The organism is Enterobacter cloacae complex sp. 6730903, from assembly GCF_048283985.1.
Taxonomy (GTDB): Bacteria; Pseudomonadota; Gammaproteobacteria; order Enterobacterales; family Enterobacteriaceae; genus Enterobacter; species Enterobacter hormaechei_C.
This window is the reverse complement of sequence record NZ_JBLVXX010000001.1, coordinates 67237-93945: the sequence shown is the minus strand read 5'-3', so window position 1 is coordinate 93945 and position 26709 is coordinate 67237. Positions and strand designations below refer to the sequence as shown.

Annotated in this window: 21 protein-coding genes; 10 read left to right on the top strand and 11 right to left on the bottom strand. The window is 56.3% G+C overall.

Annotated features, from left to right (window positions below; all coding sequences use genetic code 11):
- Window positions 1-14 precede the first annotated feature (14 nt).
- Both ppk1 and ppx read left to right on the top strand, forming a co-directional pair.
- Window positions 15-2075, top strand: a complete 2061-nt coding sequence (gene ppk1, locus ACNQ0W_RS00415) for a polyphosphate kinase 1 (RefSeq protein WP_062933284.1) — start codon at window positions 15-17, stop codon at window positions 2073-2075.
- Between the two features lie 3 nt (window positions 2076-2078).
- A complete protein-coding gene (ppx, locus tag ACNQ0W_RS00410) occupies window positions 2079-3617 on the top strand; it encodes an exopolyphosphatase (protein WP_017383510.1) in 1539 nt (512 codons plus the stop codon).
- A gap of 4 nt (window positions 3618-3621) precedes the next feature.
- On the opposite strand, the gene ACNQ0W_RS00405 is transcribed toward ppx, so the two are convergent.
- Window positions 3622-5862, bottom strand: a complete 2241-nt coding sequence (locus ACNQ0W_RS00405; protein WP_062933285.1) for an EAL domain-containing protein — start codon at window positions 5860-5862, stop codon at window positions 3622-3624.
- 368 nt (window positions 5863-6230) lie between these two features.
- Here ACNQ0W_RS00405 and ACNQ0W_RS00400 point away from each other — a divergent pair, with 368 nt between their 5' ends.
- Window positions 6231-6401: a YfgG family protein gene (locus ACNQ0W_RS00400; protein WP_017383512.1), complete on the top strand. Its 171-nt coding sequence runs from the start codon at window positions 6231-6233 to the stop codon at window positions 6399-6401.
- Between the two features lie 198 nt (window positions 6402-6599).
- On the opposite strand, the gene ACNQ0W_RS00395 is transcribed toward ACNQ0W_RS00400, so the two are convergent.
- Both ACNQ0W_RS00395 and ACNQ0W_RS00390 read right to left on the bottom strand, forming a co-directional pair.
- Complete coding sequence (locus tag ACNQ0W_RS00395; protein WP_154815990.1) at window positions 6600-6761, bottom strand: hypothetical protein; 162 nt, start codon at window positions 6759-6761, stop codon at window positions 6600-6602.
- A gap of 28 nt (window positions 6762-6789) precedes the next feature.
- Window positions 6790-7626, bottom strand: a complete 837-nt coding sequence (locus ACNQ0W_RS00390) for a MipA/OmpV family protein (RefSeq protein ID WP_062933286.1) — start codon at window positions 7624-7626, stop codon at window positions 6790-6792.
- A 203-nt stretch (window positions 7627-7829) separates the two neighbouring features.
- On the opposite strand from ACNQ0W_RS00390, the gene ACNQ0W_RS00385 reads away from it, so the two are divergent.
- The 3 genes from ACNQ0W_RS00385 (at window position 7830) to ACNQ0W_RS00375 (ending at window position 10542) form a co-directional block, all read left to right on the top strand.
- Window positions 7830-8507, top strand: coding sequence for a response regulator (locus ACNQ0W_RS00385; protein WP_062933287.1), 678 nt, complete (start codon window positions 7830-7832; stop codon window positions 8505-8507).
- Entirely contained in the window at window positions 8507-9895 is a 1389-nt protein-coding gene (locus tag ACNQ0W_RS00380; protein ID WP_116329927.1) for a sensor histidine kinase, read from the top strand. The genes ACNQ0W_RS00385 and ACNQ0W_RS00380 overlap by 1 nt, the downstream gene beginning before the upstream one ends.
- 167 nt (window positions 9896-10062) lie before the next feature.
- Complete coding sequence (locus ACNQ0W_RS00375; RefSeq protein ID WP_003860591.1) at window positions 10063-10542, top strand: RrF2 family transcriptional regulator; 480 nt, start codon at window positions 10063-10065, stop codon at window positions 10540-10542.
- Between the two features lie 66 nt (window positions 10543-10608).
- Here the strand turns inward: ACNQ0W_RS00375 and oqxB are convergent, their stop codons facing one another.
- Window positions 10609-13761: a multidrug efflux RND transporter permease subunit OqxB gene (oqxB, locus tag ACNQ0W_RS00370; RefSeq protein ID WP_062933289.1), complete on the bottom strand. Its 3153-nt coding sequence runs from the start codon at window positions 13759-13761 to the stop codon at window positions 10609-10611.
- Window positions 13762-13784: 23 nt separating this feature from the next.
- The gene (locus ACNQ0W_RS00365; RefSeq protein ID WP_062933290.1) at window positions 13785-14960 is read right to left on the bottom strand and encodes an efflux RND transporter periplasmic adaptor subunit; all 1176 of its coding nucleotides are present in this window, start codon (window positions 14958-14960) and stop codon (window positions 13785-13787) included.
- 336 nt (window positions 14961-15296) lie between these two features.
- On the opposite strand from ACNQ0W_RS00365, the gene ACNQ0W_RS00360 reads away from it, so the two are divergent.
- Window positions 15297-15650, top strand: coding sequence for a helix-turn-helix domain-containing protein (locus ACNQ0W_RS00360; RefSeq protein WP_047365237.1), 354 nt, complete (start codon window positions 15297-15299; stop codon window positions 15648-15650).
- A 102-nt stretch (window positions 15651-15752) separates the two neighbouring features.
- Here ACNQ0W_RS00360 and guaA read toward each other — a convergent pair whose 3' ends face one another.
- The gene (gene guaA, locus ACNQ0W_RS00355; protein ID WP_062933291.1) at window positions 15753-17330 is read right to left on the bottom strand and encodes a glutamine-hydrolyzing GMP synthase; all 1578 of its coding nucleotides are present in this window, start codon (window positions 17328-17330) and stop codon (window positions 15753-15755) included.
- Window positions 17331-17397: 67 nt separating this feature from the next.
- Complete coding sequence (gene guaB, locus ACNQ0W_RS00350; protein WP_003860601.1) at window positions 17398-18864, bottom strand: IMP dehydrogenase; 1467 nt, start codon at window positions 18862-18864, stop codon at window positions 17398-17400.
- A gap of 159 nt (window positions 18865-19023) precedes the next feature.
- Between guaB and xseA the strand changes: the two genes are divergently transcribed.
- The 3 genes from xseA to ACNQ0W_RS00335 are packed head-to-tail and all read left to right on the top strand — an operon-like array spanning window position 19024 to window position 21825.
- Window positions 19024-20397 (top strand): exodeoxyribonuclease VII large subunit, encoded by a 1374-nt coding sequence (xseA, locus tag ACNQ0W_RS00345; RefSeq protein ID WP_062933292.1) that lies wholly within the window; start codon window positions 19024-19026, stop codon window positions 20395-20397.
- Window positions 20398-20455: 58 nt separating this feature from the next.
- Complete coding sequence (locus tag ACNQ0W_RS00340; RefSeq protein WP_032609828.1) at window positions 20456-21475, top strand: M4 family metallopeptidase; 1020 nt, start codon at window positions 20456-20458, stop codon at window positions 21473-21475.
- Window positions 21475-21825: a protealysin inhibitor emfourin gene (locus ACNQ0W_RS00335; RefSeq protein WP_003860606.1), complete on the top strand. Its 351-nt coding sequence runs from the start codon at window positions 21475-21477 to the stop codon at window positions 21823-21825. The genes ACNQ0W_RS00340 and ACNQ0W_RS00335 overlap by 1 nt, the downstream gene beginning before the upstream one ends.
- On the opposite strand, the gene ACNQ0W_RS00330 is transcribed toward ACNQ0W_RS00335, so the two are convergent.
- The 4 genes from ACNQ0W_RS00330 to bamB all read right to left on the bottom strand — a co-directional run bounded on the left by ACNQ0W_RS00330 (window position 21822) and on the right by bamB (window position 26706).
- Window positions 21822-22043, bottom strand: coding sequence for a zinc ribbon domain-containing protein (locus ACNQ0W_RS00330; RefSeq protein WP_003860607.1), 222 nt, complete (start codon window positions 22041-22043; stop codon window positions 21822-21824). The genes ACNQ0W_RS00335 and ACNQ0W_RS00330 overlap by 4 nt on opposite strands.
- 58 nt (window positions 22044-22101) lie before the next feature.
- Complete coding sequence (locus ACNQ0W_RS00325; RefSeq protein WP_062933293.1) at window positions 22102-23643, bottom strand: peptide MFS transporter; 1542 nt, start codon at window positions 23641-23643, stop codon at window positions 22102-22104.
- Between the two features lie 299 nt (window positions 23644-23942).
- Entirely contained in the window at window positions 23943-25415 is a 1473-nt protein-coding gene (gene der / locus ACNQ0W_RS00320) for a ribosome biogenesis GTPase Der (RefSeq protein ID WP_003860611.1), read from the bottom strand.
- A 112-nt stretch (window positions 25416-25527) separates the two neighbouring features.
- The gene (bamB, locus tag ACNQ0W_RS00315; protein WP_017383525.1) at window positions 25528-26706 is read right to left on the bottom strand and encodes an outer membrane protein assembly factor BamB; all 1179 of its coding nucleotides are present in this window, start codon (window positions 26704-26706) and stop codon (window positions 25528-25530) included.
- Window positions 26707-26709 lie beyond the last annotated feature (3 nt).

Here is a 26709-nt window from a genome sequence, read left to right as displayed (position 1 = left end):
GAGTGTGAGCTGTAATGGGTCAGGAAAAGTTATACATCGAGAAAGAGCTAAGCTGGTTAGCATTCAACGAACGTGTACTTCAGGAAGCGGCCGATAAAAGCAACCCGCTGATTGAACGTATGCGTTTTTTAGGCATCTATTCCAACAATCTGGATGAGTTCTACAAGGTTCGCTTCGCCGAACTGAAACGGCGAATCATCATCAGCGAAGAACAGGGCTTAAACTCCCACTCGCGGCATCTGCTTGGAAAAATCCAGTCTCGCGTAATGAAAGCCGATCAGGAATTTGATGGCCTCTATAACGAGCTGCTGCTGGAAATGGCACGCAACCAAATCTTCCTGATCAACGAACGCCAGCTCTCCGCGAATCAGCAAAACTGGCTGCGCCACTATTTCAAACATTATCTGCGCCAGCATATCACCCCGATTCTGATCAATCGTGAAACCGATCTGGTGCAGTTCCTGAAAGATGATTACACCTATCTGGCGGTAGAAATCATTCGGGGTGAGACCATTAACTACGCGTTGCTGGAAATACCGTCTGATAAAGTCCCACGCTTTGTAAACCTGCCGCCGGAAACCCCGCGCCGACGTAAGCCGATGATCCTGCTGGATAACATCCTGCGCTACTGCCTGGACGATATCTTCAAAGGCTTCTTCGATTACGACGCGCTCAACGCCTACTCGATGAAGATGACCCGTGACGCCGAGTACGATCTGGTGCATGAGATGGAGGCCAGCCTGATGGAGCTGATGTCTTCCAGCCTCAAGCAGCGCCTGACGGCGGAACCGGTGCGGTTTGTCTATCAGCGCGATATGCCGGACGCGATGGTGGAGATGCTGCGCGATAAGCTGACCATCTCCCGCTACGACTCCATTATTCCCGGCGGGCGTTACCACAACTTTAAAGATTTCATTGGCTTCCCGAACGTCGGCAAAGCCAATCTGGTGAACAAACCGCTGCCGCGCCTGCGCCATATCTGGTTCGATAAGTTCCGCAACGGGTTCGACGCCATCCGCGAGCGGGATGTGTTGCTCTACTATCCGTATCACACCTTTGAACACGTGCTGGAATTGCTGCGTCAGGCCTCGTTCGATCCGAACGTGCTGGCGATCAAAATCAACATTTATCGCGTGGCGAAAGATTCCCGTATCATCGATGCGATGATCCACGCGGCGCACAACGGCAAGAAAGTGACCGTGGTGGTTGAGCTCCAGGCTCGCTTCGACGAAGAGGCCAACATCCACTGGGCGCGCCGACTGACGGAAGCGGGCGTGCACGTCATCTTCTCCGCGCCGGGGCTGAAAATTCACGCCAAGCTGTTCCTGATCTCCCGTAAAGAGGGCGAGGACGTGGTGCGCTATGCCCATATCGGTACCGGGAACTTTAACGAGAAAACCGCGCGAATTTACACCGACTATTCGCTGCTGACTGCCGATGCGCGCATCACTAACGAAGTGCGTCGGGTGTTCAACTTCATTGAGAACCCGTACCGCCCGGTGAGCTTCGATTATCTGCTGGTGTCACCGCAGAACTCGCGACGCCTGCTGTACGATATGATCGACAAAGAGATTGCCAATGCGCAGAACGGCTTGTCGTCCGGCATTACGCTGAAGCTCAACAATCTGGTGGACAAAGGGCTGGTGGATCGCCTGTACGCGGCCTCCAGCTCCGGCGTTCCGGTAAATCTGCTCATTCGCGGCATGTGCTCGCTCATTCCGGAACTGGAAGGCATCAGCGACAATATCCGCGTGATCAGCATTGTGGATCGCTATCTTGAACACGATCGCGTCTATATTTTCGATAACGCCGGTGATAAGCGCGTATATCTCTCTTCCGCCGACTGGATGACGCGTAATATAGATTACCGTATTGAAGTGGCGGCACCGCTGCTGGATCCTCGCCTGAAGCAGCGTATCCTGGACATTATCGAGATCCTGTTCAGCGATACGGTGAAAGCACGTTATATCGACAAAGAACTCAGTAATCGCTATGTACCGCGCGGCAATCGCCGTAAAGTGCGGTCGCAGCTGGCGATTTACGATTACATCAAATCACTTGAGCAACCCGATTAACCTATGCCAATAAACGATAATACCCCACGCCCGCAGGAGTTCGCTGCGGTCGATCTTGGCTCAAACAGTTTCCATATGGTCATCGCCCGCGAGGTGGATGGCGCAATGCAGATCATCGGTCGTCTGAAGCAGCGTGTGCATCTGGCCGATGGTCTCGACGCGCGTAACATGCTGAGCGAAGAGGCCATGGAGCGCGGGCTGAACTGCCTGTCGCTGTTCGCAGAACGTCTGCAAGGCTTTTCGCCGTCCAGCGTCTGCATCGTCGGGACGCATACGCTACGCCAGGCGCTAAACGCGCCGGAGTTTCTTAAGCGCGCGGAAAAGGTTATCCCCTACCCGATCGAGATCATCTCCGGTAACGAAGAAGCGCGCCTGATTTTTATGGGCGTGGAGCATACGCAGCCGGAAAAAGGCCGCAAGCTGGTGATTGATATCGGCGGTGGCTCCACGGAACTGGTGATTGGTGAAGACTTCGAGCCGCGTCTGGTGGAAAGCCGCCGTATGGGCTGCGTCAGCTTCGCGCAGATGTATTTCCCGGGCGGCGTCATCACCCGCGAAAACTTCCAGCGCGCGCGCATGGCCGCCGTACAAAAACTGGAAAATCTGGCCTGGCAATACCGTATTCAGGGCTGGAACGTGGCGCTGGGCGCATCGGGTTCGATTAAAGCGGCCCATGAAGTGCTGCTGGCAATGGGTGAAAAAGACGGGTTTATTACGCCTGAGCGCCTGGTGAAACTCACCGAAGAGGTGCTTAAGCATAAGAGCTTCGACGCCCTGAGTCTGCCGGGTCTGTCCGACGAACGTAAAGCCGTGTTCGTACCGGGGCTGGCGATCCTCTGCGGCGTGTTTGACGCGCTGGCGATCAAAGAGCTGCGCCTCTCTGACGGCGCCCTGCGTGAAGGCGTGCTGTATGAGATGGAAGGCCGTTTCCGTCATCAGGATATTCGCAGCCGCACCGCGCAGAGCCTGGCCAACCAGTACAACATCGACCGCGAACAGGCGAAGCGCGTTCTCGAAACCACGGTGCAGATGTATGAGCAGTGGGAGGAGCAGAATCCGAAGCTGGCGCATCCGCAGCTGGCCGCGCTGTTGAAATGGGCCGCCATGCTGCACGAGGTGGGGCTGAACATTAACCACAGCGGAATGCATCGCCATTCGGCCTATATTCTGCAAAACAGCGATCTGCCTGGCTTCAACCAGGAGCAGCAATCCATGATGGCGACGCTGGTGCGCTATCACCGCAAAGCCATCAAGCTCGACGATCTGCCGCGCTTTACGTTATTTAAGAAAAAGCAGTTCCTGCCGCTCATTCAGCTGTTGCGCCTGGGCGTGTTGCTCAATAATCAGCGACAGGCAACCACCACGCCGCCGACGCTGAAGCTAAAAACGGATGACTATCACTGGACGCTGAGCTTCCCGCACGACTGGTTTAGCCAGAACGCGCTGGTGCTGCTGGATCTGGAAAAAGAGCAGCAGTACTGGGAAGCGGTAACCGGCTGGCTGTTGAAGATTGAAGAAGAGAGTTCTGAGGCGGCAGCGTAGCGGCTCAGGCGCTCTCCTGAGAAGGCTGCGTGTCGAGCAACGTATCAAGCTCAGCCGGTAACCCAATCAAATAGCCCTGCACATAATCGATACCTAGCGCGTGCACCGCGCTACGTATCTCTTCCGTTTCCACATATTCCGCCACCACCAGCATTTTCTTCATCCGGGCCAGATGGCAAATGGAAGCCACAATCTGGTAATCCAGGCTGTTGCTGACAATATTGCGAATAAAGCCGCCGTCGATTTTGAGGATGTCGGCGTCCACGCTTTTTAACCGCGCATAGCTGGCGTAGCCGGTGCCAAAATCATCAATGGCGATCCGGATGCCCATTTTTTGTAATTTCCTGAGGGTCGACGCCGCCAGATCCGCATGACCAAAGGCGCTGCTTTCGGTCACTTCAAAGATCAGCTGCCACGCTTCAACGGCGTATTTGGCTAACAGGCGGCTCACTTCAAGCGGGAACTGCGCCCTGTAGGCGGTAGAAGGTGCGAGGTTGATCGCAAAGCGCTGGCCCGGCAAACGCTGGCGGTGCTGTGCCAGGAAACTCAGCGTACGCTCCAGTACCCATAAATCGACACGCGATGATAAACCAAACTCCTGTGCGATGGGCAGGAACTGTTCGGGAAAGATCAGCGCCCCGTTATCATCACGCATTCGCAGCAGCACCTCGTGGTAACAATCGCCGCGCAGCCCGCGAACGGGTTGAACCAGCAGGGTAAAAGCGTCCTGCTCCAGCGCGGCCTGCAAACGGCTCATCATCGCGACCTTATCTTTCAGGCTACGCTGCAAGTGAACAGCCCCGCGCTGCTGAAGATTTTCCGGGTGGTTGGTAGAAAGGGAGAGATCGGCCACGATGCCCAGCTCCCCCAGCACCAGATAGAGGTGATTGACGGGTGAGCGCACATAGCAATAGCTTATGCCAACCTGAGGCTGTACCGGCATACCATCCCAGACAAAAACGAACTGCTTGATATGCTCGTCCAGCGTCTCAATGCGCTGTTGATGCGACTCCGCATCCAGACGCACCGCCATGTCATACCCGGTGAGGTGATAGACTCGCTCATTGGGCTGAAGGGTACCGTTTATCCATTGCGCCAGCTGCTGTTTATACTGGATCCGCAGCATCACGCCGTAATTGCGTCCCAGTACCTCCAGCTCGGGCACGCGCAGTAAACAGAGCGCCGACCACGGGTGACTGGCCAGCTCGCGCGACAGCGCCCGCAGGTTGGGCATATGCACCACCGGATCGAGAAAAGCCTGACTGCGGGAGCGAATATTGATGGCCCGCTGGCGTGTCGCCAGCATCGACATGTACGTCACAACGAAGGAAAAGACCAGATAGCTGGATGAGGTGATCGCCAGCTGAATGCCATAACCCTCCTGCACCGGAATGTAGTGATAAAAAAAGTGAATCGACACCAGCAGGACCGGCGTCCAGATGAGTGACATCAGCTTGTAGCCAAAGCGCATCGCACCCCAGAGCATCACGGGCATCAGCAGGGACAAGGTGTAGTTGGTACTGAAAATGGAACTGTTTGCATTCATGGGCAACAGCAGCATGACCAGCAACCCGCCCAGGGCTAAAAACCACACCACAAACTCAACGGCCGTCACCTTCTTGTCTATTTGCGCGCGGAGCTGGGACATCAGTCCCTTGATATAGCGCGGATGACGTATCAGGCGGATCAGCAGGTAGCTTAGCGGCACGCCCGTCAGCCCGCTTACCAGCAGCCCCTGATAGTTAATAAGTGTCCGAATATTGAGGGGATTCAGTCCTGCGAGGCTCTGGCGGCTCTCATAGACGCCGAGATAAACCGCAAACTGAAACAGCATCAGAAAAAGCGTTGCCGGACAAAACACCTGCCAGAAAATACGCTGCCCCATCAGGCGTATGTCACCGTAGGCGGTCATATTGCGCCGGGGCGCAAACACGCGATAACCGCCCCAGCTGAGCACCAGAGGAACGATAAAATGCAGAATGCCGGCCATGGCTTCAAATAACCCAACGGAGGGGTAATAACGTAAAAATAGCGATACCACCACCCCGGGGAGGGCTTCCAGGCCAAAGAACAGCAGCAGCGCCAGCAGAAAAGAGAGCGGGAGATAATAGAGCGCAACGATACCGTCGCCCAGCTGCGTTAAGGTATTAGCCACACTTAGCACCGGGAGTAACACGACGGGTAAAATAAGAGGAAGAGCCCACCAGCGGTCTTTATTTTGCTTCAGGATATGATGAATATTCATAGATGCTCGTTTACAACCCTTGCGATCCAGAGGGTAAATGAAGACAGGCATCCAACCTGACGTACACATTGCCCGGAAAATTCCTGGCAAGCACAGTGGAGGAGGGATTTTAAATAGCAACGACGGGATGCGGTTGACCTAAATCAAATTAATTTATCTGAATAAACCTTTCTTACGTTTTTTTTGAATATTTTTCCTGTAATTATCAATGCGATAAATAAAAGCGTTGTTTTTAATAACATAAATTAATGTAAGCATTGACGGTATTTTACATTTCGCCGAATTGACCCTGACTTGCGGCTGTGCCTTAATAGCCGTATCGCCCAAAAGGGTATACTCAGGAAAAGAAAGTGAGTCAGGCTACGCGTATGCGAAAACGACATCGATTTAACACCCGGATGACCCGCATCATACTGCTCATCAGTTTCCTGTTTTTCTTTGGCCGCTTTGTTTACTCCTCCATTGGCGCCTGGTATCACCATCAGGACAAAATTCAGTCGCAGCAATCAGGTCTTGTGGTGGATTCGCCCGAGCGCTAAAGCGTGTTCGCTCCCGGCAGACAAACTGTATCGCACTGTATCCCGAGCGCTACGCTGGCAAATCGGTACAAAACGCCCGCAAAAGCAAACATCCCCGATACATAAAAATGGTCTTCTGTATTCCTCGCCATAATAAACTGATGAGGAGAGACACAGATGATTCGTCGATATTTCCTGCTTCCTGTATTTGCGCTGACGTCATTTGCTGGCGCACGGGACGTTTGCCGACGGCAGCAGCTGAAGCTGGTATGTGATCAGCAAAAAAGCCCGCATGATGATCGGTCCGACTTCGGGCCACGCCATCCTGCGGGCTTTATGCACTTCCGGCTCCTGCAACGAGGTTATGTGCGGTTTTGTCACAAACGCGCCTTCCCCCCTCTCTTAACCATCAGAAGCTGTACGTTACCTTCAAACTTCCCACAGGAGATGTTTTTCGCTGAACAATGGGGCTATCGCCGGCCTCCCCCGTCAGCTGCGTAACGCCAGCTGCGGCAAGCAGGCTCCAGCGGGAGGTAAGCTTATGGGTCCAGTCCAGATTCAGCGAATACGCATATATTCCCGATCCGGCATCGTGTCGGGCAAAACCCGATGCGGCCGACTGGGCGGCATTCACCCCGTAGTAGGTTTGCACGTACTTACTTGATCCCCAGCTACCGGTCAGCGCCAGCGTTAACGCATTTTTCGGAGATGTATAGAGCGGGCTGGCAATACCGAAATGCACAGCTTCACCATTGTCTCTCTCAGAAACCGGGACCTCTGCCTGCAACTGCACGGTCAGCCAGTCAGTCACCCTGTACCCCAGCCCTGGCACAACGATAGCTGAGCCTTTAATGTCACCCATTCCTCGCAGGTCGTCGCTGCCGGAGGCGATCGAATCGCTGCTTACGTCGCGATCCTTACGTCCAGCGCGATAGCTCAGCGCTGCGTTGTAGTCCAGGTTACCAAAGCTGTTGCCGTAGCCGATCCCCCGCGTGGTGCTGACAAAAAAACCATTTGCCATCGCGTAATCAACCACCTGAGCCGCAGAGACCCGGCTCTTGTCCGAACCGGAATAGCGTGGCGAAACATCCACGCCGCCTCCCAGGGTTAACACGTTGCCCTGAGGCTGCTCTGTCGCCAGCGCCGGGGTGGCCAGTAACGCCAGGACGGCCCCCGGCAAGATGCTTTTCATGCTGCGACCGATGCGTGAACGGGGGAAACTATGACGCAGTGTGATGTTTCTCATTAAAGAAGCCCTTTGGATTCAGATGATTGCGATACAAGCGGTGTTAAACGCCAGAGCGCCCATTCTGAATACTCACCCTAAGGTTCTTATGAGCCGTAAATGAAGAAATTCTGAAGCACGTGAAGGTTCTGTAAACCCTGAAGAATACCTGTTACCGTTTGTTCTTCAGTTGTTCTTCATGCACTGTTGATACAGTTACCAATGTGAAAATTCTACTAATTGAAGACGACCTGGATCTCGGCAATGGCGTGCGTATCGCCCTAGCAGATCAAGGATTTGATGTCATATGGGTACGCCGCAAAGAGGATGCGCTGCATCAGCTTGAGCTCTGCGTGCCGGAACTTATTTTGCTCGACCTGGGGCTGCCCGATGGCGATGGCATGAGCCTGATGACGCGCCTGCGTCAACAGCTTAAGGGCGTCCCCGTCATCATCCTGACGGCGCGAGGCACGCTACAGGACCGCCTGTGCGGGCTGGATGCAGGCGCAGACGATTATCTGGTCAAACCTTTTATTCTCGCCGAACTGCTGGCGCGCGTGAGAGCCCTTGCGCGGCGCAGTTACGGTTTTGAAAATGAGGCAATAGAAATTCGCGGTTTGTCGCTTCATATTCCGACGCGTCGCGTAACGGTGAGCGCACGCCACGTTGAGCTGACGGCAAGCGAATATGCGCTGCTTGAAACGTTAATGCTGCGCGCCGATCGCGTGCTTACGCGACGGTATCTGGAAGAAAGGATATTTGGCACGAAAGAAAACCTCAGCAACGCGCTTGATGTGCATATGGGTAACCTGCGGCGAAAAATTGGCGATGGCTTTGTGCGAACGGTGAGAGGCGTTGGGTATGTCATTGATACCGTACCCGTTCAGAAGGCGGCAGGTTGATGCGTAATTTTTGGCACCACCTCAGGCTTCCCACGCTGGTCAGGCGAATGCTGGTCGCCCAGATGCTGCTGCTTACGTTGCTCTGGTGTCTCTTTTTAACCTTCATTTTGCTGGAAGACCTGCGTAGCCCTCCCATACTGACGGGCAGTGAGACTTACGAAACCGTTTTTTCCCTGGTGGAGAGCATGGACGATCGCCCGCAGGCGCGTGATGCCGTGCTGGCAGCGTTCAGCAAGGCGCTGCGGGAGGGGTATGGCGGCGGTGAAGATCCGGAGCTGTCCATCAACCTCATTGTTCGTAAGCATAATGAGGTGATTTTTTCTTCGGATGGTGCGCCAACGGGGGTAAAAAATAGCCGTCTGGGGGTCATGCAGCATGTCCAGAGTGAAGACCATACATGGACGAGCCGTACCCTCAAATCCGCGCACTCCGACGTGGAGGTCACCCTCTTCACCCCGGCCGGGAGCTGGAATTTCTTTATCTACCTGAACTCTCGCGGCTACTACGTCATGCCGCTGATGATATGCATCCCTTTTCTTCTGTTCCCCGCGTGGCTGTCCATCCGCATCGCGATGCGCCCCTGGAACAAGGTGGTAGATGAAATTTCATTGCGCACGCCGGACGATCTCTCGCCTTTAAAAGCCGTCCCCAGACACAGGGAGCTTCGCCAGACGGTAGACGCGATTAATGACTTTCTGGCCAGGGTGCGGGAAAGCGCCGAAAGAGAAAGAATGTTTATTGCCGATGCCGCACACGAACTGCGTACGCCTCTGGCCGCGATGCGGATCAACGTCGAGGCGTTGCAGTCCTGGGTCATCAGCGAAAGCCAGCAGGAGCTGCTTGCGGGCATTGTTCGCAGCAATAGCCGTGCTGCGCGTCTCGTCAATCAGCTTCTGCTGATGATGCACAGCGAAGCGCATATCAGCACGGTGATGTCGCCTGTACCGCTAACAACACTTATTCAGGAGCGAATGGCTGCCCTGGAACCGCTGGCGTCCGGGCGCAGAATTGAGTTTGAATTCATCGCCGATGATGAAATCCATATCACAGGCATTCGGGAACGTCTGGTATCGCTGATCGACAATTTAATTGAGAATGCCGTGAAGTACAGCCCTGAGGGTGGACGCATTGAGGTACAACTGCAATCGCGTGACAAGTCCGCTCAACTGCGCGTCTCAGACGCGGGTCCCGGCATTCCGGTTGAATTGCGGGAGCGCGTGTTCGACAGATTCTTCCGCGATCCTAATCAGACCCAAAGCGGGAGTGGACTGGGGCTTGCTATCGTTAAAGCCGTTACGCAGCAACACAACGGCAGGGTCAATCTGAGTACGTCAGCCGAAGGTGGTCTTATGGTGACCGTTGATTTCCCGAATCCGGCGTTCGCATGAACGTAAACGCGGCGCTACACATCCTGACATGTGTCAGCGCAGCGTTACTTCACGTATGCCGCAGATTGCTTCAATAAAATTACCGTATTTGTTATATTGTTACTTACTGATTATTCACCTCTGCGGTGCCAAAAAGAACAAGATTCACCGCAACCCAGGACAGAAAAATGTTAGATTACCGCTTCCCGACAGCTTTGCAGATGGTTCTCAGCGTAGCGATGGCGGAGCAATCGGGTGAACGTTCGACGAGTGCAATCCTGGCTTACGGCCTGGAAGCGAATCCGAGCTTTATCCGCAAATTAATGGTTCCTCTCGCCCGCGACGGCATTATCGTCTCCACGCTTGGCCGCAACGGCTCTATTCACCTTGGCCGCCCGGCGGAAGAGATCACCCTGCGTGATATCTACCTTTCCGTCACTGAAGATAAAAAGCTGTGGGCGTCCCGTCCTGACGTCCCGGCCCGCTGCGTGGTCAGCGCCAACGCCTGCTGGTACTTCAAATCAATCGCTGATGAAGCGGAGCAGGCTTCGTTAGCGGTTTTAGCGCGCCATACCGTCGCCAGCGCGCTGGAAGAGGTGAAAAAAGCCGATACCAGCGGGTGCGATCCGGTGCCGGAACTCTGCACACAGCATAAAAAAGCGCCCTAATCCTGACGGACTGCGAAAAAAAAGCCGCCTTCACAATGAAGGCGGCTTTTTGCTATCTGCTACGTCCTACGCAGGCAACACCTCTCTTTCCGCTTTACCGCGCGTCACGAACTTACGCAGCGTCACGTAAAAGACCGGCGTCAGGAACAGACCAAACAGCGTCACGCCCAGCATCCCGGCGAACACGGTGATCCCGGTGACGCCGCGCACTTCTGCCCCTGCCCCGTGACCAAGGATCAGTGGAATGGTCCCGGCAATAAAGGCGATAGAGGTCATTACAATCGGGCGTAAACGCAGGCGGCACGCTTCCAGCGCGGCCTCCATAATGCCTTTGCCCTGAATTTCCAGCTCGCGGGCAAACTCCACGATAAGAATCGCGTTTTTACAGGCCAGCCCCATCAGTACCACCAGCCCTACCTGCACGAAGACGTTGTTATCGCCCCCGGTCAGCCAGACGCCGAACAGCGCGGAGAGCATCGTCATCGGCACGATGAGGATCACCGCCAGCGGCAGCGTCCAGCTTTCATACAGCGCCGCCAGCACCAGGAACGCCAGCAGCACCGCGACCGGGAAGACGATCAGCGCCGTGTTGCCCTGGGTGGCCTGCTGGAAGCTCAGGTCCGTCCATTCAATATTCATCCCGTTCGGCAGGATCTGCTTAGACATAGCGTCCAGCTGCGTCATCGCCTGCGCGGAAGAGAGCACGCGCGGGTCGGCATCGCCAATGAGATCCGCCGCCGGGTAGCCGTTGTAGCGGATCACCGGGTCCGGACCGTAGGTGGTCGTGATTTTCACCATACTGCCAATCGGCACCATTTCACCCTGGTTATTACGGGTGCGTAAATTCGCGATATCTTCCACGCTGTCGCGGAACTGCCCGTCGGCCTGCGCCATTACGCGCCAGGTGCGCCCGAACTGGTTGAAGTCATTCACATAAGACGAGCCCAGATAGGTTTGCAGCGTCCCGAAGAGATCGGTGAGCGACACGCCCTGCGCTTTCGCCTTATCACGGTCAACCTGTACATCCAGCTGCGGAACGTTAGCCTGGTAGGTTGAGATGGGGAAATGCATCCCCGGCGTCTGCATAATCGCCCCGGACATGGTGTTCACCGCGTTTTGCAGCGCGCCATAGCCCAGACCAGCACGATCCTGAATGTACAGCGAATAACCCGATCCCTGGCCCAGCCCTAAAATCGGCGGCGGCAGAATCGAGAAGCCAAAGCCCTGCTGGATTTGCGCGATTTTCGCGTTGATCTCCGCGTTTATTTCCGCCGCAGTATGTTTACGCTGGTCGAACGGCTTCAGGCCAAAGAAGACCGTCCCGGTGTTCGGCGTATTGGTGAACTGGAGCGCATTCAGGCCAGGAAACGCGACCGCATAATCCACGCCTTCGGTGTTCATCCCGATTTCGCTCATCTTGCGGATCACCGCATCGGTGCGCGCCAGCGACGAGCCTTCCGGCATTTTCACGCCGCCAATCAGGTACAGCTTATCCTGCGTCGGAATAAACCCGCCGGGTACCGCTTTAAACATCACCCCTGCGGCACAGAGCAGCAGCAGATAAACCACAAACACCGCCCCGCGTCGGCCGAGGGTTTTGCCCACCAGCCCCTGATACCCCTCTGAACTGCGGTGGAAAAAGCGGTTAAACGGGCGGAAAATCCAGCCGAACAGACGATCGATAAGCCGGGTCGGGAAATCTTTCGGGGCGCCATGCGGCTTCAACAGCAGCGCGGCCAGTGCCGGAGAGAGCGTCAGCGAGTTGATGGCGGAGATCACCGTGGAAATGGCTATCGTTACCGCAAACTGTTTGTAAAACTGACCGGTCACGCCGGAGAGGAACGCCATCGGAACGAATACCGCACACAGCACCAGCGCAATGGCGATAATTGGCCCGGACACTTCACGCATCGCCTGATGTGCTGCCGCAAGCGGGGCGAGCCCCTCTTCGATATTTCGTTCGACGTTTTCCACCACCACGATGGCATCGTCCACTACGATACCAATCGCCAGCACCAGCCCGAACAGACTCAGGGTATTCAGCGAAAAGCCCAGCAGGTAGAGAATACTGAACGTGCCCACTACCGATACCGGCACCGCAATCAGCGGGATAATCGACGCGCGCCAGGTTTGCAGGAACAGGATCACCACCAGCACAACCAGCACCACCGCTTCCAGCAGCGTTTGCACCACCGCGCGGATCGAGTCGCGTACAAATACCGTCGGGTCGTAAGGCGCCGCCCATTTCATATCGTCCGGGAACCGCGTGGACAGTTCGTCCATTTTGGCGCGTACCGCGTTAGACAGATCGATGGCGTTTGCCCCCGGCGACTGGAAGATACCAATCCCGACCGCGTCTTTATTGTTCAGCTGGGAGCGTAGCGCGTAGCTGCCGGACCCCATCTCGACACGCGCCACATCGCGCAGCCGGACGACCGTACCATCCTGCGTGGTTTTCAGGACAATGTTGCCGAACTCTTCTTCGGTATGCAGGCGGCCCTGGGCGTTAATGGAGATCAGGAAATCGCTCTCTTTCGGCAGCGGCTCGGCGCCAAGCTGTCCGGCAGACACCTGCACGTTCTGCTCCTGCATCGCCGTGACCACATCCGAAGCGGTCAGCCCGCGGGAAGCCACCTTGTTGGGGTCCAGCCAGATGCGCATCGCGTATTCGCCCGAGCCAAAAATCTGGATCTGACCCACGCCGGGCAGACGCGCCAGCTCGTCCTTCACCTTCAGCGTTGCGTAGTTACGCATATACAGTGAATCGTACTTACCGCCAGGCGAAAACAGATGCACCACCAGCGTCAGCGTTGGCGACTGTTTCTGAGTCGTGATGCCCAGACGCCGCACGTCCTCCGGCAGACGCGCCTCGGCCTGCGCGACGCGGTTTTGCACCTGAACCTGCGCCTGATCCGGGTCAGTGCCCGGACGGAAGGTGACTGTAGTCACCAGCACGCCGTCGGAGCCCGCGACGGATTTCATGTACATCATGTTCTCAACGCCGTTGATCGCCTCTTCCAGCGGCGTCGCCACGGTCTCGGCAATCACTTTCGGGTTGGCGCCCGGGTACTCGGCGCGCACCTGCACGCTTGGCGGCACGACGTCAGGGTATTCGCTCACCGGCAGCAGCGGGATGGCGATTAACCCTGTGATAAAAATCAGAATCGACAGTACGGCGGCAAAAATCGGCCTGTCGATGAAAAAACGGGAAAAGTCCATGGATTGGATTCTCAGGTAAGGGATCAGTTGAGGGCGGCGCTGGCGGTCATGGCAACGGTTTTTGCGTTAACCGGCATACCCGGCATAAACACTTTTTGTAAACCATCGACGATGACTTTATCCCCGGGATTCAGCCCCTGCTGTACGATACGTAAACCGTCGGCCAGACGCCCCGGCGTGATGTCGCGGCGCTGCGCTTTCCCGTCTTTATCCACGATATAGACGTATTTCCGATCCTGATCGGTCAGCACCGCCTTATCGTCAACAAGCGTGGCTTTAAAGTCCGCACTGCCCGGCAGGCGCACGCGGGCAAAGAGTCCAGGCGTGAACTGACGCTGTGAGTTATCCAGCAGCGCGCGCATGCGGATCGTTCCGGTACCCGGCGTGAGCTGGTTATCCAGGAAATCCACTTTGCCCTGATGGGGATAGCCCTCCTCGCCCGTCAGGCCAATCTCCACCGGCAGCGCCGCATGATCGCCGGACGCCCGCTGCCCGCTGCGGGCCAGGTTCTGATAGTGAAGGTAGGTTGACTCGTCCACGTCGAAGTAGACATAAACCGTCTTCTGCGAGACCAGGGTGGTGAGCACGCTGGCGCTGTCGCCCGCCGTCACCAGGTTACCGCTGGTGATCAGCGCCCGACTGGCGCGACCGTCGATAGGCGCGGTCACTTTGGTGAAGTCGAGGTTAAGTTGCGCAGCGTCTACCGCCGCCTGCGCGGCGCGAATATCGGCCTGCGCCTGGGTAGCGGCGGAACGGCGCTGCTCCCACTCTTCGCGGGATACCACGTTGGTATTGACTAATTTATCGGTACGGTTAGCCTCGCTTCGCGCCAGGCTGGCCTGCGTTTTGGCTCTCGCCAGGTTCGCCTGCGCCTGTTCCAGCGCGGCGCGATAGGTTCGATCATCAATCGTGAACAGCACCTCGCCCTTTTTCACCTCCTGGCCGTCTGTGTAATTCACTTTCTCAATGTAGCCGGAGACGCGCGGACGCAGCTGAACGCTTTCCACCGCTTCAATGCGACCGTTAAAGCTGTCCCACTGGCTAATGGATTTCACCACCACGTCAGCAGCGCTGACAACGGGCGCTTGCGGTGCGGCATTTTGCGCGACGCTGTCATCGCACCCGACGAGAAGCGCGGAGAGTAAAACCACCCCCATCGCGCTCAGATGAAAGTTACCCCAGGTTTTTTGCAGGCTCATTATTTTTATTCCGGTTATTGTAGCTGCCGGGCAAGACGCAGCGGGAGGCGCCGCGCCACTTCCTTTGTCCGGTAGCTGGCTGAAGGCCATTTGTGTCGTTCATCGCCACAAAACTGTAACAGTTTCGAATACACTATCGCGGCGATTGTAGGAAGGCGCTTAATTAAGTGCAAGAATAATTGTTGCACTTTATGTGCTATTTGCGGCGAAGATAAATCACGCGTTTTGAGCAGGGATTTAAATGCAACAATAAAACTTGCAATTAATGTAAAAACGGGTCACCTTTAAATGCAACAAACAAAGATGCTTTTAATGCGTGGCGTAGGGGGAAGCAAGATGAACACGGGTGCATTCATTCACGATTTACTCGACTGGATCGACAACAACCTCGATAGCCGTCTGGATATTGAAACCGTCTCCAGGCGAGCCGGCTATTCGAAATGGCACCTCCAGCGGCTTTTCAAGGAACATACCGGCTCCCCTCTCGCCGAATATATTCGCGCGCAAAAGCTGCAAAAATCGGTTGAGCGCCTGGCCCACAGCGATGAACCGATTCTGAACGTGGCGATCGCGCTGGGCTTTGACTCTCAGCAGTCCTTCAACCGCAGCTTTAAGCGTCAGTATGGTCAGGCGCCAGGGGCATGGCGACGCAGTATCGGCTGCCGTGAATCGCGGCAGATGAGGCAGTAATTCACCACTGAGCTGGATATCGGTCATAAAAGAAAAACCCCCTGTAAACAGAGGGTTTTATCCGTCTTACCTGCTTATAACTTCGCAGGAAAGATTATGGGCTTACTCCCACTCGATCGTCGCCGGTGGCTTACCGCTGATGTCATACACGACACGCGATATGCCATTGACTTCATTGATTATTCTGTTAGACACGCGGCCTAAGAAGTCATACGGCAGGTGCGCCCAGTGCGCGGTCATGAAGTCGATGGTTTCCACCGCACGCAGGGAGACAACCCAGTCGTACTTACGGCCATCGCCCATCACGCCGACGGAGCGCACCGGCAGGAACACGGTGAACGCCTGGCTCACTTTGTTGTACAGGTCAGCTTTGTGCAGCTCTTCGATGAAGATCGCGTCCGCGCGACGCAGCAGGTCGCAGTACTCTTTCTTCACTTCGCCCAGCACGCGCACGCCGAGACCCGGGCCCGGGAATGGGTGACGGTAGAGCATGTCGTACGGCAGACCCAGCTCCAGGCCGATCTTACGCACTTCGTCTTTGAACAGCTCACGCAGCGGTTCAACCAGGCCCATCTTCATCTCTTTCGGCAGGCCGCCCACGTTGTGGTGAGATTTGATAACGTGCGCTTTACCGGTGGCGGAGGCCGCAGACTCGATCACGTCAGGGTAGATGGTGCCCTGCGCCAGCCACTTCACGTCTTCCAGCTTCAGCGCTTCTTCGTCGAACACTTCCACGAACACGCGACCGATAATTTTACGTTTCGCTTCCGGATCGTTCTCGCCTTTCAGCGCATCCAGGAAGCGCTGCTCGCCTTCCACGTGAACGATGTTCAGACCGAAGTGGTCACCGAACATGTCCATTACCTGCCGGGCTTCGTTCAGGCGCAGCAGACCGTTGTCCACGAAGACGCAGGTCAGGTTTTTACCGATGGCGCGGTGCAGCAGCATCGCGGTTACAGAGGAGTCCACGCCGCCGGAGAGGCCGAGGATCACTTTGTCATCACCAACCTGCTGGCGGATACGCTCCACGGCATCGTCGATGATTTTTGCCGGGGTCCACAGGGCTTCACACTGGCAGATGTCACGCACGAAGCGCTCCAGCATGCGCATACCCTGACGGGTGTGGGTCACTTCCGGGTGGAACTGCACGCCGTAGAAGCGTTTTTCTTCGTTCGCCATGATCGCGAACGGGCAGCTTTCAGTGCTGGCAACGGTCACGAAGTCGGACGGGATAGCGGTGACTTTGTCGCCGTGGCTCATCCACACGTCCAGCAGCGGTTTGCCGTCTGCGGTCAGGGAGTCTTCGATACCGCGCACCAGCGCGCTGTCGGTGACGACTTCAACCTGTGCGTAGCCGAACTCACGCTCGTTAGAGCCTTCTACGTGGCCGCCCAGCTGCATCGCCATGGTCTGCATACCGTAGCAAACGCCGAACACCGGTACGCCTGCTTCGAATACGTACTGCGGCGCGCGCGGGCTGTTCTCTTCGGTGGTGCTCTCCGGGCCGCCGGACAGGATGATGCCGCTTGGATTGAACTCGCGAATCTGTGCTTCCGTGACATCCCACGCCCACAGCTCACAGTAAACGCCCAGCTCACGCACGCGGCGCGCCACCAGTTGAGTGTACTGAGAACCAAAGTCCAGGATGAGAATGCGATGTTTATGAATGTTTTCCGTCATTGACGCTAATTCCGAGGCAAGTGAAACAAAACAAAGCGCCCGGCATTGAGCCGGGCGCGGAAATTTATCAGGAGCCCAGACGGTAGTTCGGGGACTCTTTGGTGATCGTCACGTCGTGAACGTGGCTCTCCTGGATACCCGCACCGCTGATGCGTACGAATTCCGCTTTGGTACGCAGCAGGTCAATGGTACCACAGCCGGTCAGACCCATACAGGAGCGCAGGCCGCCCATCTGCTGGTGAATGATCTCTTTCAGGCGGCCTTTATACGCCACGCGGCCTTCGATACCTTCCGGCACCAGTTTGTCTGCGGCGTTATCGGTCTGGAAGTAACGGTCGGAGGAACCTTTGGACATCGCGCCCAGGGAGCCCATACCGCGGTAGGATTTATAAGAACGGCCCTGGTAGAGTTCGATTTCACCCGGGGATTCTTCGGTACCGGCCAGCATGGAGCCCACCATCACGGCTGCGGCACCTGCGGCGATCGCTTTGGCGATGTCGCCAGAGAAACGGATACCGCCGTCCGCGATTACCGGAATACCGGTACCTTCCAGCGCTTCAACCGCGTCAGAAACCGCCGTGATCTGCGGCACGCCTACGCCGGTGACGATACGGGTGGTACAGATAGAACCAGGACCGATACCCACTTTCACCGCGCTGCAACCCGCTTCCGCCAGCGCGCGAGCGCCTGCGCCGGTTGCCACGTTACCGCCGATGATCTGGAGATCCGGGTATTTAGCACGGGTTTCACGAATACGTTGCAGAACGCCTTCGGAGTGGCCGTGGGAGGAGTCAATCAGCAGCACGTCAACGCCCGCAGCAACCAGCGCGTCAACGCGCTCTTCGTTACCCGCACCTGCGCCCACCGCAGCGCCGACGCGCAGACGGCCATGCTCATCTTTACAGGCGTTCGGTTTACGTTCTGCTTTCTGGAAATCTTTCACGGTGATCATGCCGCGCAGGTGGAAGTTCGCGTCCACAACCAGCGCTTTCTCAACGCGTTTTTCGTGCATTTTCGCCAGCACCACGTCGCGGGTTTCGCCTTCACGCACGGTCACCAGACGCTCTTTTGGCGTCATGTAGACGCTGACAGGCTGGTTCAGGTCAGTCACGAAACGCACGTCACGACCGGTAATGATACCCACCAGTTCGTTGTCTTCAGTGACTACCGGATAGCCTGCAAAGCCGTTACGCTCGGTCAGGGCTTTCACTTCGTGCAGCGTGGTGGTTGGCAGAACGGTCTGAGGATCGGACACGATACCGGATTCATGCTTCTTCACGCGGCGAACTTCTTCCGCCTGACGCTCAATAGACATGTTTTTGTGGATAAAGCCAATGCCGCCTTCCTGTGCCAGGGCGATAGCCAGACGCGCTTCAGTCACGGTGTCCATTGCTGCGGAGAGCATAGGAATGTTCAGACGAATGGTTTTCGTCAACTGCGTGCTGAGGTCGGCAGTATTCGGCAGAACGGTGGAGTGAGCGGGAACGAGGAGGACGTCGTCAAACGTCAGTGCTTCTTTAGCGATACGTAGCATGGGCAATATCTCTGACCTGGGTGGTTAAATATTGCCGTGGCATTATACAGAGCGTAACCGATTGCATCCACACTTTTTTGAAAAAAATGCTTGCGCTCACCTCTCAGCAGGTTACTATCGACTGAATAACTTGCTGATTTAGAATTTGATCCCGCTCACATGTTATCCTCTCAATCCCCCTCAATTTATACTGTCAGCCGCCTTAATCAGACGGTGCGTTTGCTGCTTGAGCAGGAAATGGGACAGGTCTGGATCAGCGGTGAAATCTCTAACTTCACACAGCCCGCTTCCGGTCACTGGTACTTTACGCTGAAAGACGACACCACTCAGGTGCGCTGCGCGATGTTCCGCAACAGCAACCGTCGCGTGACGTTCCGTCCTCAGCATGGCCAGCAGGTTCTGGTTCGCGCCAATATTACCCTGTATGAGCCGCGCGGCGATTATCAGATTATCGTCGAGAGCATGCAGCCCGCCGGTGAAGGCTTATTGCAGCAAAAGTACGAGCAGCTAAAAGCCATGCTTTCGGCTGAGGGATTGTTCGACCAGCAGTTTAAAAAGCCCCTGCCCTCACCTGCCCACTGCGTTGGGGTTATCACCTCGAAAACCGGTGCGGCCCTGCACGATATTTTGCATGTCCTGAAGCGCCGTGACCCTTCCCTGCCCGTCATTATCTACCCGACTGCCGTTCAGGGTGACGATGCGCCGGGGCAGATCGTGCGCGCCATTGAGCTGGCGAATGCGCGTCAGGAGTGTGATGTCCTGATCGTCGGGCGCGGCGGCGGCTCGCTGGAAGACCTGTGGAGCTTTAACGACGAGCGCGTGGCGCGGGCAATCTTTGCCAGCCTTATCCCGGTGGTAAGCGCCGTCGGCCATGAAACGGATGTGACGATAGCGGATTTTGTCGCGGATTTACGCGCGCCCACGCCGTCCGCGGCGGCAGAGGTGGTCAGCCGTAACCAGCAGGAGCTGCTGCGTCAGATCCAGAACGGGCAGCAGCGCCTGGAGATGGCGATGGACTACTTCCTCGCCAACCGTACCCGCCGCTTTACCCAGCTTCACCATCGTCTGCAACAGCAGCATCCACAATTGCGTCTCGCGCGTCAGCAAACCGTGCTGGAACGTCTGCGTCAGCGGATGAACTTCGCGCTGGATAACCAGCTTAAGCGGGCGGTATCGCGCCAGCAGCGCACGACGCAGCGTCTGAACCAGCAGAATCCGCAGCCGAAGATTTATCGCGCACAAACGCGGATCCAGCAGCTTGAGTTCCGCCTCGCGGAAAATATCCGCTCACGCCTGAGCGCCACCCGCGAGCGTTTTGGCAATGCGGTCACCCATCTGGAAGCCGTCAGCCCGCTCTCCACGCTGGCTCGCGGCTATAGTGTGACCACCGCGACGGACGGCAAAGTGCTGAAGCAGACGAAACAGGTTAAAGCCGGGGATGTGCTCACCACCCGGCTTTCTGACGGCTGGGTCGAGAGTGAGGTGAAAGAGATCAAACCGGTGAAAAAAACGCGCCAGCGTAAAAGCGGATAAATCTTCGCCGGTTACAAACTATACTGCTGCTATTGCCTTTTTTAATAAGGAGAGCAGCATGCCCCATCTTCATAGCGTCATCCCTCCGTATATTCTTCGTCGTATTATCGAAAGCGGTTCAGAGCCCCAGCAGCGCTGCGCCCGTCAGACCTTAACCCACGTCCAGACGCTGATGGCCCATATGCCGGGCAAACCCGCCGCGCCGCATGTGAATAAAGCCGGTCAGCTTGAGCGTGACATCTACGATGCGAAACAGACCCAGGAGCTGCCGGGTACCCAGGTGCGCTATGAAGGCCAGCCCTCCAACGGCGATGTGGCGGTGGATGAAGCGTACGATTATCTGGGTATCACCCATGATTTCTTCTGGAAGGAGTATCAGCGCGATTCGCTCGATAATAAGGGGCTGATCCTCACCGGCACCGTGCATTACGGCCGTGAGTATCAAAACGCCTTCTGGAACGGCCAGCAAATGGTCTTTGGCGACGGTGACGGAGAAATCTTCAACCGCTTCACCATTGCCATCGACGTGGTGGCGCATGAGCTGAGCCACGGCGTGACCGAGACCGAAGCCGGGCTCATCTACTTTGAACAATCGGGCGCGCTGAACGAGTCGTTATCCGACGTGTTCGGTTCGCTGGTGAAGCAATACCATCTTAAGCAAACCGCCGATCGGGCAGACTGGCTGATTGGCGAGGGTCTGCTGGCGGAGGGCATCAACGGGAAAGGGCTACGTTCCATGTCTGAACCCGGTACCGCCTACGACGATCCCCTCCTCGGTAAAGACCCGCAGCCCGCGCACATGAAAGATTTCATCAAAACGCGCGAGGATAACGGCGGCGTACACCTGAACTCCGGCATCCCCAACCGCGCGTTTTACCTGGCCGCAACGGCAATCGGTGGCTACGCCTGGGAAAAAGCGGGTTATGCCTGGTACGACACGGTTTGCGATCGCAACCTGGCGCAGGATGCGGATTTTGACGCTTTCGCAAAACTGACGATCGCCCACGGCGAGAAACGCTCCGGTAGCGACGTTGGGGCGGCCATTAAACAAGCCTGGGAACAGGTGGGAGTACTGTAATGCAAGTACCGGAACTGACGGATGACGCCGTGGTTGAGCTGGCCCGGGAAGGCGGCGTCGCCTTTATTCCTAAGCTGAGCGGTCAGCGCACGATCGCCCTCTCCACGCTCAACGAGGCGCAGCGTCAGCGCGTGGTGAATATTCTGGAACAGGCTATCCCGCGCGGACAGCCACCGGGCCAGGCGTCGTCTCCGGGCAGCGGCGATCAGCGCTATTTTCGCATTCAGATAATCTGGACCCGGCACAATCAGGCGCAGTATACCGATATTATTGTGCTGGTTCCGGAGCAGGAAGCGCCGGAATCGCTGATCGAACTATGGCAAAAAGGGGAAGGCTGCGTGTGCGATTAAGCCCCAGCCCTGACGAACTCGACGCGTTTTTTTGAGATCAGCCCGTGGCCGTTCTGACAGAAGTAATCCACCGCGCCGCAGGCCTTGAGTACCTGAAGCGGCTGATGGCAGTCAGGGCAGCGCGCTTCGAGGGGAATATCTTTATTGCAGCTGTCGCAGTGCGCGATACCGTTTTGCGGCTCGAGCGCTGCGTGGCAATCCGGACAGGTAATCGACATGCTCTCTCCTGTTGAGTTGAGCCGGGGCAGGATAACTGCCCCGGCAGGCTGAATAGTGTCAGGCTTCGGTAGCCGGTTTAGTCTGCGCATTTTCCAGCATGCGGCGCACCGGAACAATGAGGACGATCAGCACCGCAGCACAAATCAGCAGCGCAATGGAGCAACGGGCAAAGAGGTCTGGCAGCATATCCAGCTGGTCGGCCTTCACATGACCACCAATCAGCCCCGCAGCCAGGTTACCCAGCGCACTGGCGCAGAACCACAGGCCCATCATCTGACCGCGCATTCTTTCCGGCGCCAGCAGGGTCATGGTCGCCAGACCAATCGGACTCAGGCACAGTTCCCCGAGCGTCAGCATCAGGATACTTCCCACCAGCCAGAACGGAGAAACCCCTGCCCCACCGTTGTTCAGCACGTTCTGCGCCGCCAGCATCATCAGGCCAAAGCCCGCCGCTGCACACAGAATACCGATCACGAACTTGGTGATGCTGCTCGGACGAATGTTTTTGCTCGCCAGCTTCGGCCATGCCCAGCTAAATACCGGGGCCAGCAGAATGATGAACAGGGCATTAATCGACTGGAACCACACCGCCGGGATCTCAAAATCACCAATCATGCGGTTAGTGTAGTCGTTGGCGAACAGGTTGAAGGAGGTTGGCTTCTGCTCGAACGCGGACCAGAAGAACGCGGCGGAGACCAGCAGAATAAAGCACACCAGCAGCCTTGCGCGCTCTTTGCGATTCAGCCCGGCGAAGATGAACAGATAGATGAAGTAGAGCGCGACGGAGGCGGCAATCACATACACCAGCACGCTGGCGACCGCGACCGGATTAATCACAATCACGCCCTGGGCAATCAACGTAACGATGATTGCAACACCCACAGCCAGCGCCAGCAGCCAGGCGCCCACGCCGTTACGCTTCACTACCGGACTGTTCCAGGTGGAGTCCAGACCGACTTCGCTGTCGTAGCGCTTCATGGCCGGAACGGCAAACACGCGGAAGATAATCAGGGCGACCAGCATCCCGATACCACCGATACCAAAACCCCAGTGCCAGCCGTGGGTTTTAATCAGCCAGCCGGAAATCAGAGGGGCAATGAACGAGCCCATGTTGATGCCCATATAGAACAGCGAGAAACCGCCGTCACGACGCGCATCGCCCTTTTTGTACAGTGTCCCCACCATGACCGAGATACAGGTCTTGAACAGGCCGGAGCCGAGCACGATGAACATCAGGCCGATGAAGAACAGGTTGTCGCCCATGATGGCCGACAGCGCGATCGACAGGTGCCCGAGCGCAATCAAAATCGAACCGTACCAGACGGCCCGCTGCTGGCCGAGCCAGTTATCGGCCAGCCAGCCGCCCGGCAGCGCGGCGAGGTACATGGTGCCCGCGAAGATACCGACAATCGCCGAGGCGTTTTCACGCGCCAGGCCCATTCCGCCGTCATACACGGTGGCGGCCATAAACAGGATCAGTAGCGGGCGAATACCGTAAAACGAGAAACGCTCCCACATCTCGGTGAAGAACAGAGAACCGAGCGGATAAGGATGGCCGAAGAAGGTTCGGCTCTCTTTTTGATTAACAGAGGATTGCATAATTCTCCCGAAAAGGTATGTGTCGTGCTTGTAAACACCAGCATGTACGCCGAACGGTTACGTATCCGATCGATTTTTTACATGCGGCGAAATGTTGGTTAACCATTTGATAACCAGGCGCTAGTTTTGTCTAGTACCGAACCCCGGACTTTAAGACGAAAATTCGACGATTGTCTACTTTCTTAGATATAAACATGGTTAAAAGCGAATAGTGATTGACATCACACAGGGAAGGCAGGCCTTTTGAATGAGCGAAAAAAACCCGCGACAGGCGCGGGTTTTAGTGAGATCGGTAAGGATTATTTGCTTTTCTTAATGTGCTTAATCAAACGCTTACGCTTACGCATCTGGTTCGGCGTCAGTGTGTTGCGTTTATTCGCAAACGGGTTTTCCCCTTCCTTGAACTGAATACGGATAGGCGTACCCATCACGTCCAGCGACTTGCGGAAGTAGTTCATCAGGTAGCGTTTGTAGGAGTCCGGCAGATCCTTCACCTGGTTACCGTGGATCACCACGATAGGCGGGTTATACCCCCCGGCGTGAGCATATTTCAGCTTCACGCGTCGACCGCGCACCAGCGGCGGCTGGTGGTCTTCAGCAGCCATGTTCATGATACGGGTCAGCATCGCCGTGCTCTGACGGCGGGTAGAGCTGTCATAGGCTTCACGAACGGATTCAAACAGGTTACCAACGCCGCTGCCGTGCAGGGCAGAGATGAAGTGAACGCGGGCAAAGTCGATAAAGCCCAAACGGAAGTCCAGCGTCTCTTTCACCTGCTCGCGCACTTCATTGCTCAGGCCGTCCCATTTGTTGACGACGATAACCAGTGAGCGCCCACTATTGAGGATAAAGCCGAGCAGAGAGAGATCCTGATCGGAGATACCTTCACGTGCGTCAATAACCAGCAGCACCACGTTGGCGTCTTCAATCGCCTGAAGGGTTTTGATCACCGAGAATTTCTCTACCACATCGGTGATTTTCCCGCGCTTACGCACCCCTGCGGTGTCGATAAGTACGTACTCACGTTCATCGCGCTGCATGGGAATGTAGATGCTGTCACGCGTTGTGCCTGGCATGTCGTAAACCACCACGCGCTCTTCACCGAGAATACGGTTAGTAAGCGTAGACTTACCTACGTTTGGGCGACCCACGATAGCCAGCTTGATAGGCAGATCCTGCGGGTTGAAGTCGTCTTCCGGCTCTTCCTCACCTTCCTCTCCGGCTTCAAACTGCGCCCAGTATTCAGCATCCTCGTCCACCTCTTCCGGCGGGTTTACTTCATCAACCCACGGCAGCAGAACGGTTTCCAGCAGGCTGGTGACGCCACGGCCATGCGAGGCCGCGATAGGATAAATATCGCCCAGGCCTAAAGACCAGAAATCCGCAATGGCCTGATCGGCATCGATGCCGTCAGTTTTGTTCGCCACCAGGAAGGTTGGCTTTTCGCGTGAACGCAGATGTTTAGCAATAGCAGAATCCGCGGGCATCAGGCCAGCGCGAGCATCCACCATAAACAGAACTACATCCGCTTCTTCGATAGCCAGCAGAGATTGCTCTGCCATGCGGGTTTCTACGCCGTCTTCCGTACCGTCAATACCCCCGGTATCGATACAGATGAACTCGCGTCCTTCCACCTCTGCACGACCGTACTTACGGTCACGCGTCAGCCCCGGGAAATCCGCAACCAGCGCATCACGGGTGCGTGTTAAACGGTTAAAAAGAGTGGATTTTCCAACGTTAGGGCGCCCGACAAGCGCGACCACAGGTACCATGTTTGAAGCCTCATAAAATTCAAAATAACGTCGCTTTCGCAGCGTTTTTAAAAATGTCAAAACGGCTCCTGAGTGATCAGGAGCCGTTTAGTATACTACAACCGCCGTGTAATTAACGCGTGATCGCGTACAGCGTGCCGTCTTTTGCCTGAATCAGCAGTTTGCCGTCAGCCACAACGGGCTCCGTCAGGAAGCCTGAACTATCCACTTTCTGCTGTGCCACGAAGCGGCCATTCTCTGGATCGATCCAGTGCATATAGCCTTCGCTGTCGCCCACCACCAGGCTGCCGTTATACAGTGCCGGTGCGGTCAGCAGACGGTGCAGCAGATCGCTCTGCGTCCACAGCGTCACGCCACCTTCGGTGCTCAGCGCCAGCAGACGGTCGTTCTGATCCACCATATAAATACGGTTGCCGTCGACGATGAAATCGTTCACGGAACCCAGCTCACGTTTCCACATGATCTGGCCGCTACGCAGGTCCAGCGCCGTCAGGTTGCCGTTATACGCCAGCGCGTAAACCACACCGTCAACGATAACTGGCGTGGTGTCCACGTCACTCAGACGGTCGATTTCAGTTGAACCGGTCGCCTGGGAAATACGCTGCTGCCAGATCATCTGACCCTGCTGCATCAGTACCGCGCTGACGCGGCCGTTGTCACCGCCCACAATGGCGGCGCCAAATGCGGTCGCCGGAGCAGATTCACCACGCAGAGACAGCGCTGGCATATCCAGGTTAACCGTCCATTTTACCAGACCATCGGCTTCGTTCAGCGCCTGCAACTGGCCGTTGCTGGTATGGATCAGCACCAGGCCGTCGCTGACAACCGGGCGCGACAAGGATTCACCGGCAACGGTGGTCTGCCATGCAACCGAACCGTCGCTGGCATTCAGCGCGTAAACCTGCGCTTTTTCGCTGCCCACATAAACGTGACCGCCGGCAACGGTCAGGCCGCCAGAAAGCAGTGCAGGTTTACGGGAGAACCAGCCGTCTTTTTCCGCCAGGTTAATGGACCACACTTCTTTTCCGTCATCAGCGTTCAGCGCTTTAACGGTGCCTTTGCGATCGGCCGCATAGACAACGCCGTCAGCAAATGCCGGGTGCAGGTTGGAATAAAAATCGCCAATACCATCGCCTACGGAGGTGTCCCAGGCGGTGGATGGGGTGAACTGGTTTTCAACCGTCGGCAGCGGGGACATTTTAACAACGTCTTCTTCGCCACTGAACAGTGAACAACCACTCAATAACGTAACAGAAAGCAGTCCTGGCAGAAGTAATTTACGCAATTGCATTGG

Coding starts and splice junctions, on each gene's coding strand:
- ppk1 (WP_062933284.1), top strand. CDS start 15: ATGGGTCAGGAAAAGTTATACATCGAGAAAGAGCTAAGCTGGTTAGCA.
- ppx (WP_017383510.1), top strand. CDS start 2,079: ATGCCAATAAACGATAATACCCCACGCCCGCAGGAGTTCGCTGCGGTC.
- ACNQ0W_RS00405 (WP_062933285.1), bottom strand. CDS start 5,862: ATGAATATTCATCATATCCTGAAGCAAAATAAAGACCGCTGGTGGGCT.
- ACNQ0W_RS00400 (WP_017383512.1), top strand. CDS start 6,231: ATGCGAAAACGACATCGATTTAACACCCGGATGACCCGCATCATACTG.
- ACNQ0W_RS00390 (WP_062933286.1), bottom strand. CDS start 7,626: ATGAGAAACATCACACTGCGTCATAGTTTCCCCCGTTCACGCATCGGT.
- ACNQ0W_RS00380 (WP_116329927.1), top strand. CDS start 8,507: ATGCGTAATTTTTGGCACCACCTCAGGCTTCCCACGCTGGTCAGGCGA.
- ACNQ0W_RS00375 (WP_003860591.1), top strand. CDS start 10,063: ATGTTAGATTACCGCTTCCCGACAGCTTTGCAGATGGTTCTCAGCGTA.
- oqxB (WP_062933289.1), bottom strand. CDS start 13,761: ATGGACTTTTCCCGTTTTTTCATCGACAGGCCGATTTTTGCCGCCGTA.
- ACNQ0W_RS00365 (WP_062933290.1), bottom strand. CDS start 14,960: ATGAGCCTGCAAAAAACCTGGGGTAACTTTCATCTGAGCGCGATGGGG.
- ACNQ0W_RS00360 (WP_047365237.1), top strand. CDS start 15,297: ATGAACACGGGTGCATTCATTCACGATTTACTCGACTGGATCGACAAC.
- guaA (WP_062933291.1), bottom strand. CDS start 17,330: ATGACGGAAAACATTCATAAACATCGCATTCTCATCCTGGACTTTGGT.
- guaB (WP_003860601.1), bottom strand. CDS start 18,864: ATGCTACGTATCGCTAAAGAAGCACTGACGTTTGACGACGTCCTCCTC.
- xseA (WP_062933292.1), top strand. CDS start 19,024: ATGTTATCCTCTCAATCCCCCTCAATTTATACTGTCAGCCGCCTTAAT.
- ACNQ0W_RS00340 (WP_032609828.1), top strand. CDS start 20,456: ATGCCCCATCTTCATAGCGTCATCCCTCCGTATATTCTTCGTCGTATT.
- ACNQ0W_RS00335 (WP_003860606.1), top strand. CDS start 21,475: ATGCAAGTACCGGAACTGACGGATGACGCCGTGGTTGAGCTGGCCCGG.
- ACNQ0W_RS00330 (WP_003860607.1), bottom strand. CDS start 22,043: ATGTCGATTACCTGTCCGGATTGCCACGCAGCGCTCGAGCCGCAAAAC.
- ACNQ0W_RS00325 (WP_062933293.1), bottom strand. CDS start 23,643: ATGCAATCCTCTGTTAATCAAAAAGAGAGCCGAACCTTCTTCGGCCAT.
- der (WP_003860611.1), bottom strand. CDS start 25,415: ATGGTACCTGTGGTCGCGCTTGTCGGGCGCCCTAACGTTGGAAAATCC.
- bamB (WP_017383525.1), bottom strand. CDS start 26,706: ATGCAATTGCGTAAATTACTTCTGCCAGGACTGCTTTCTGTTACGTTA.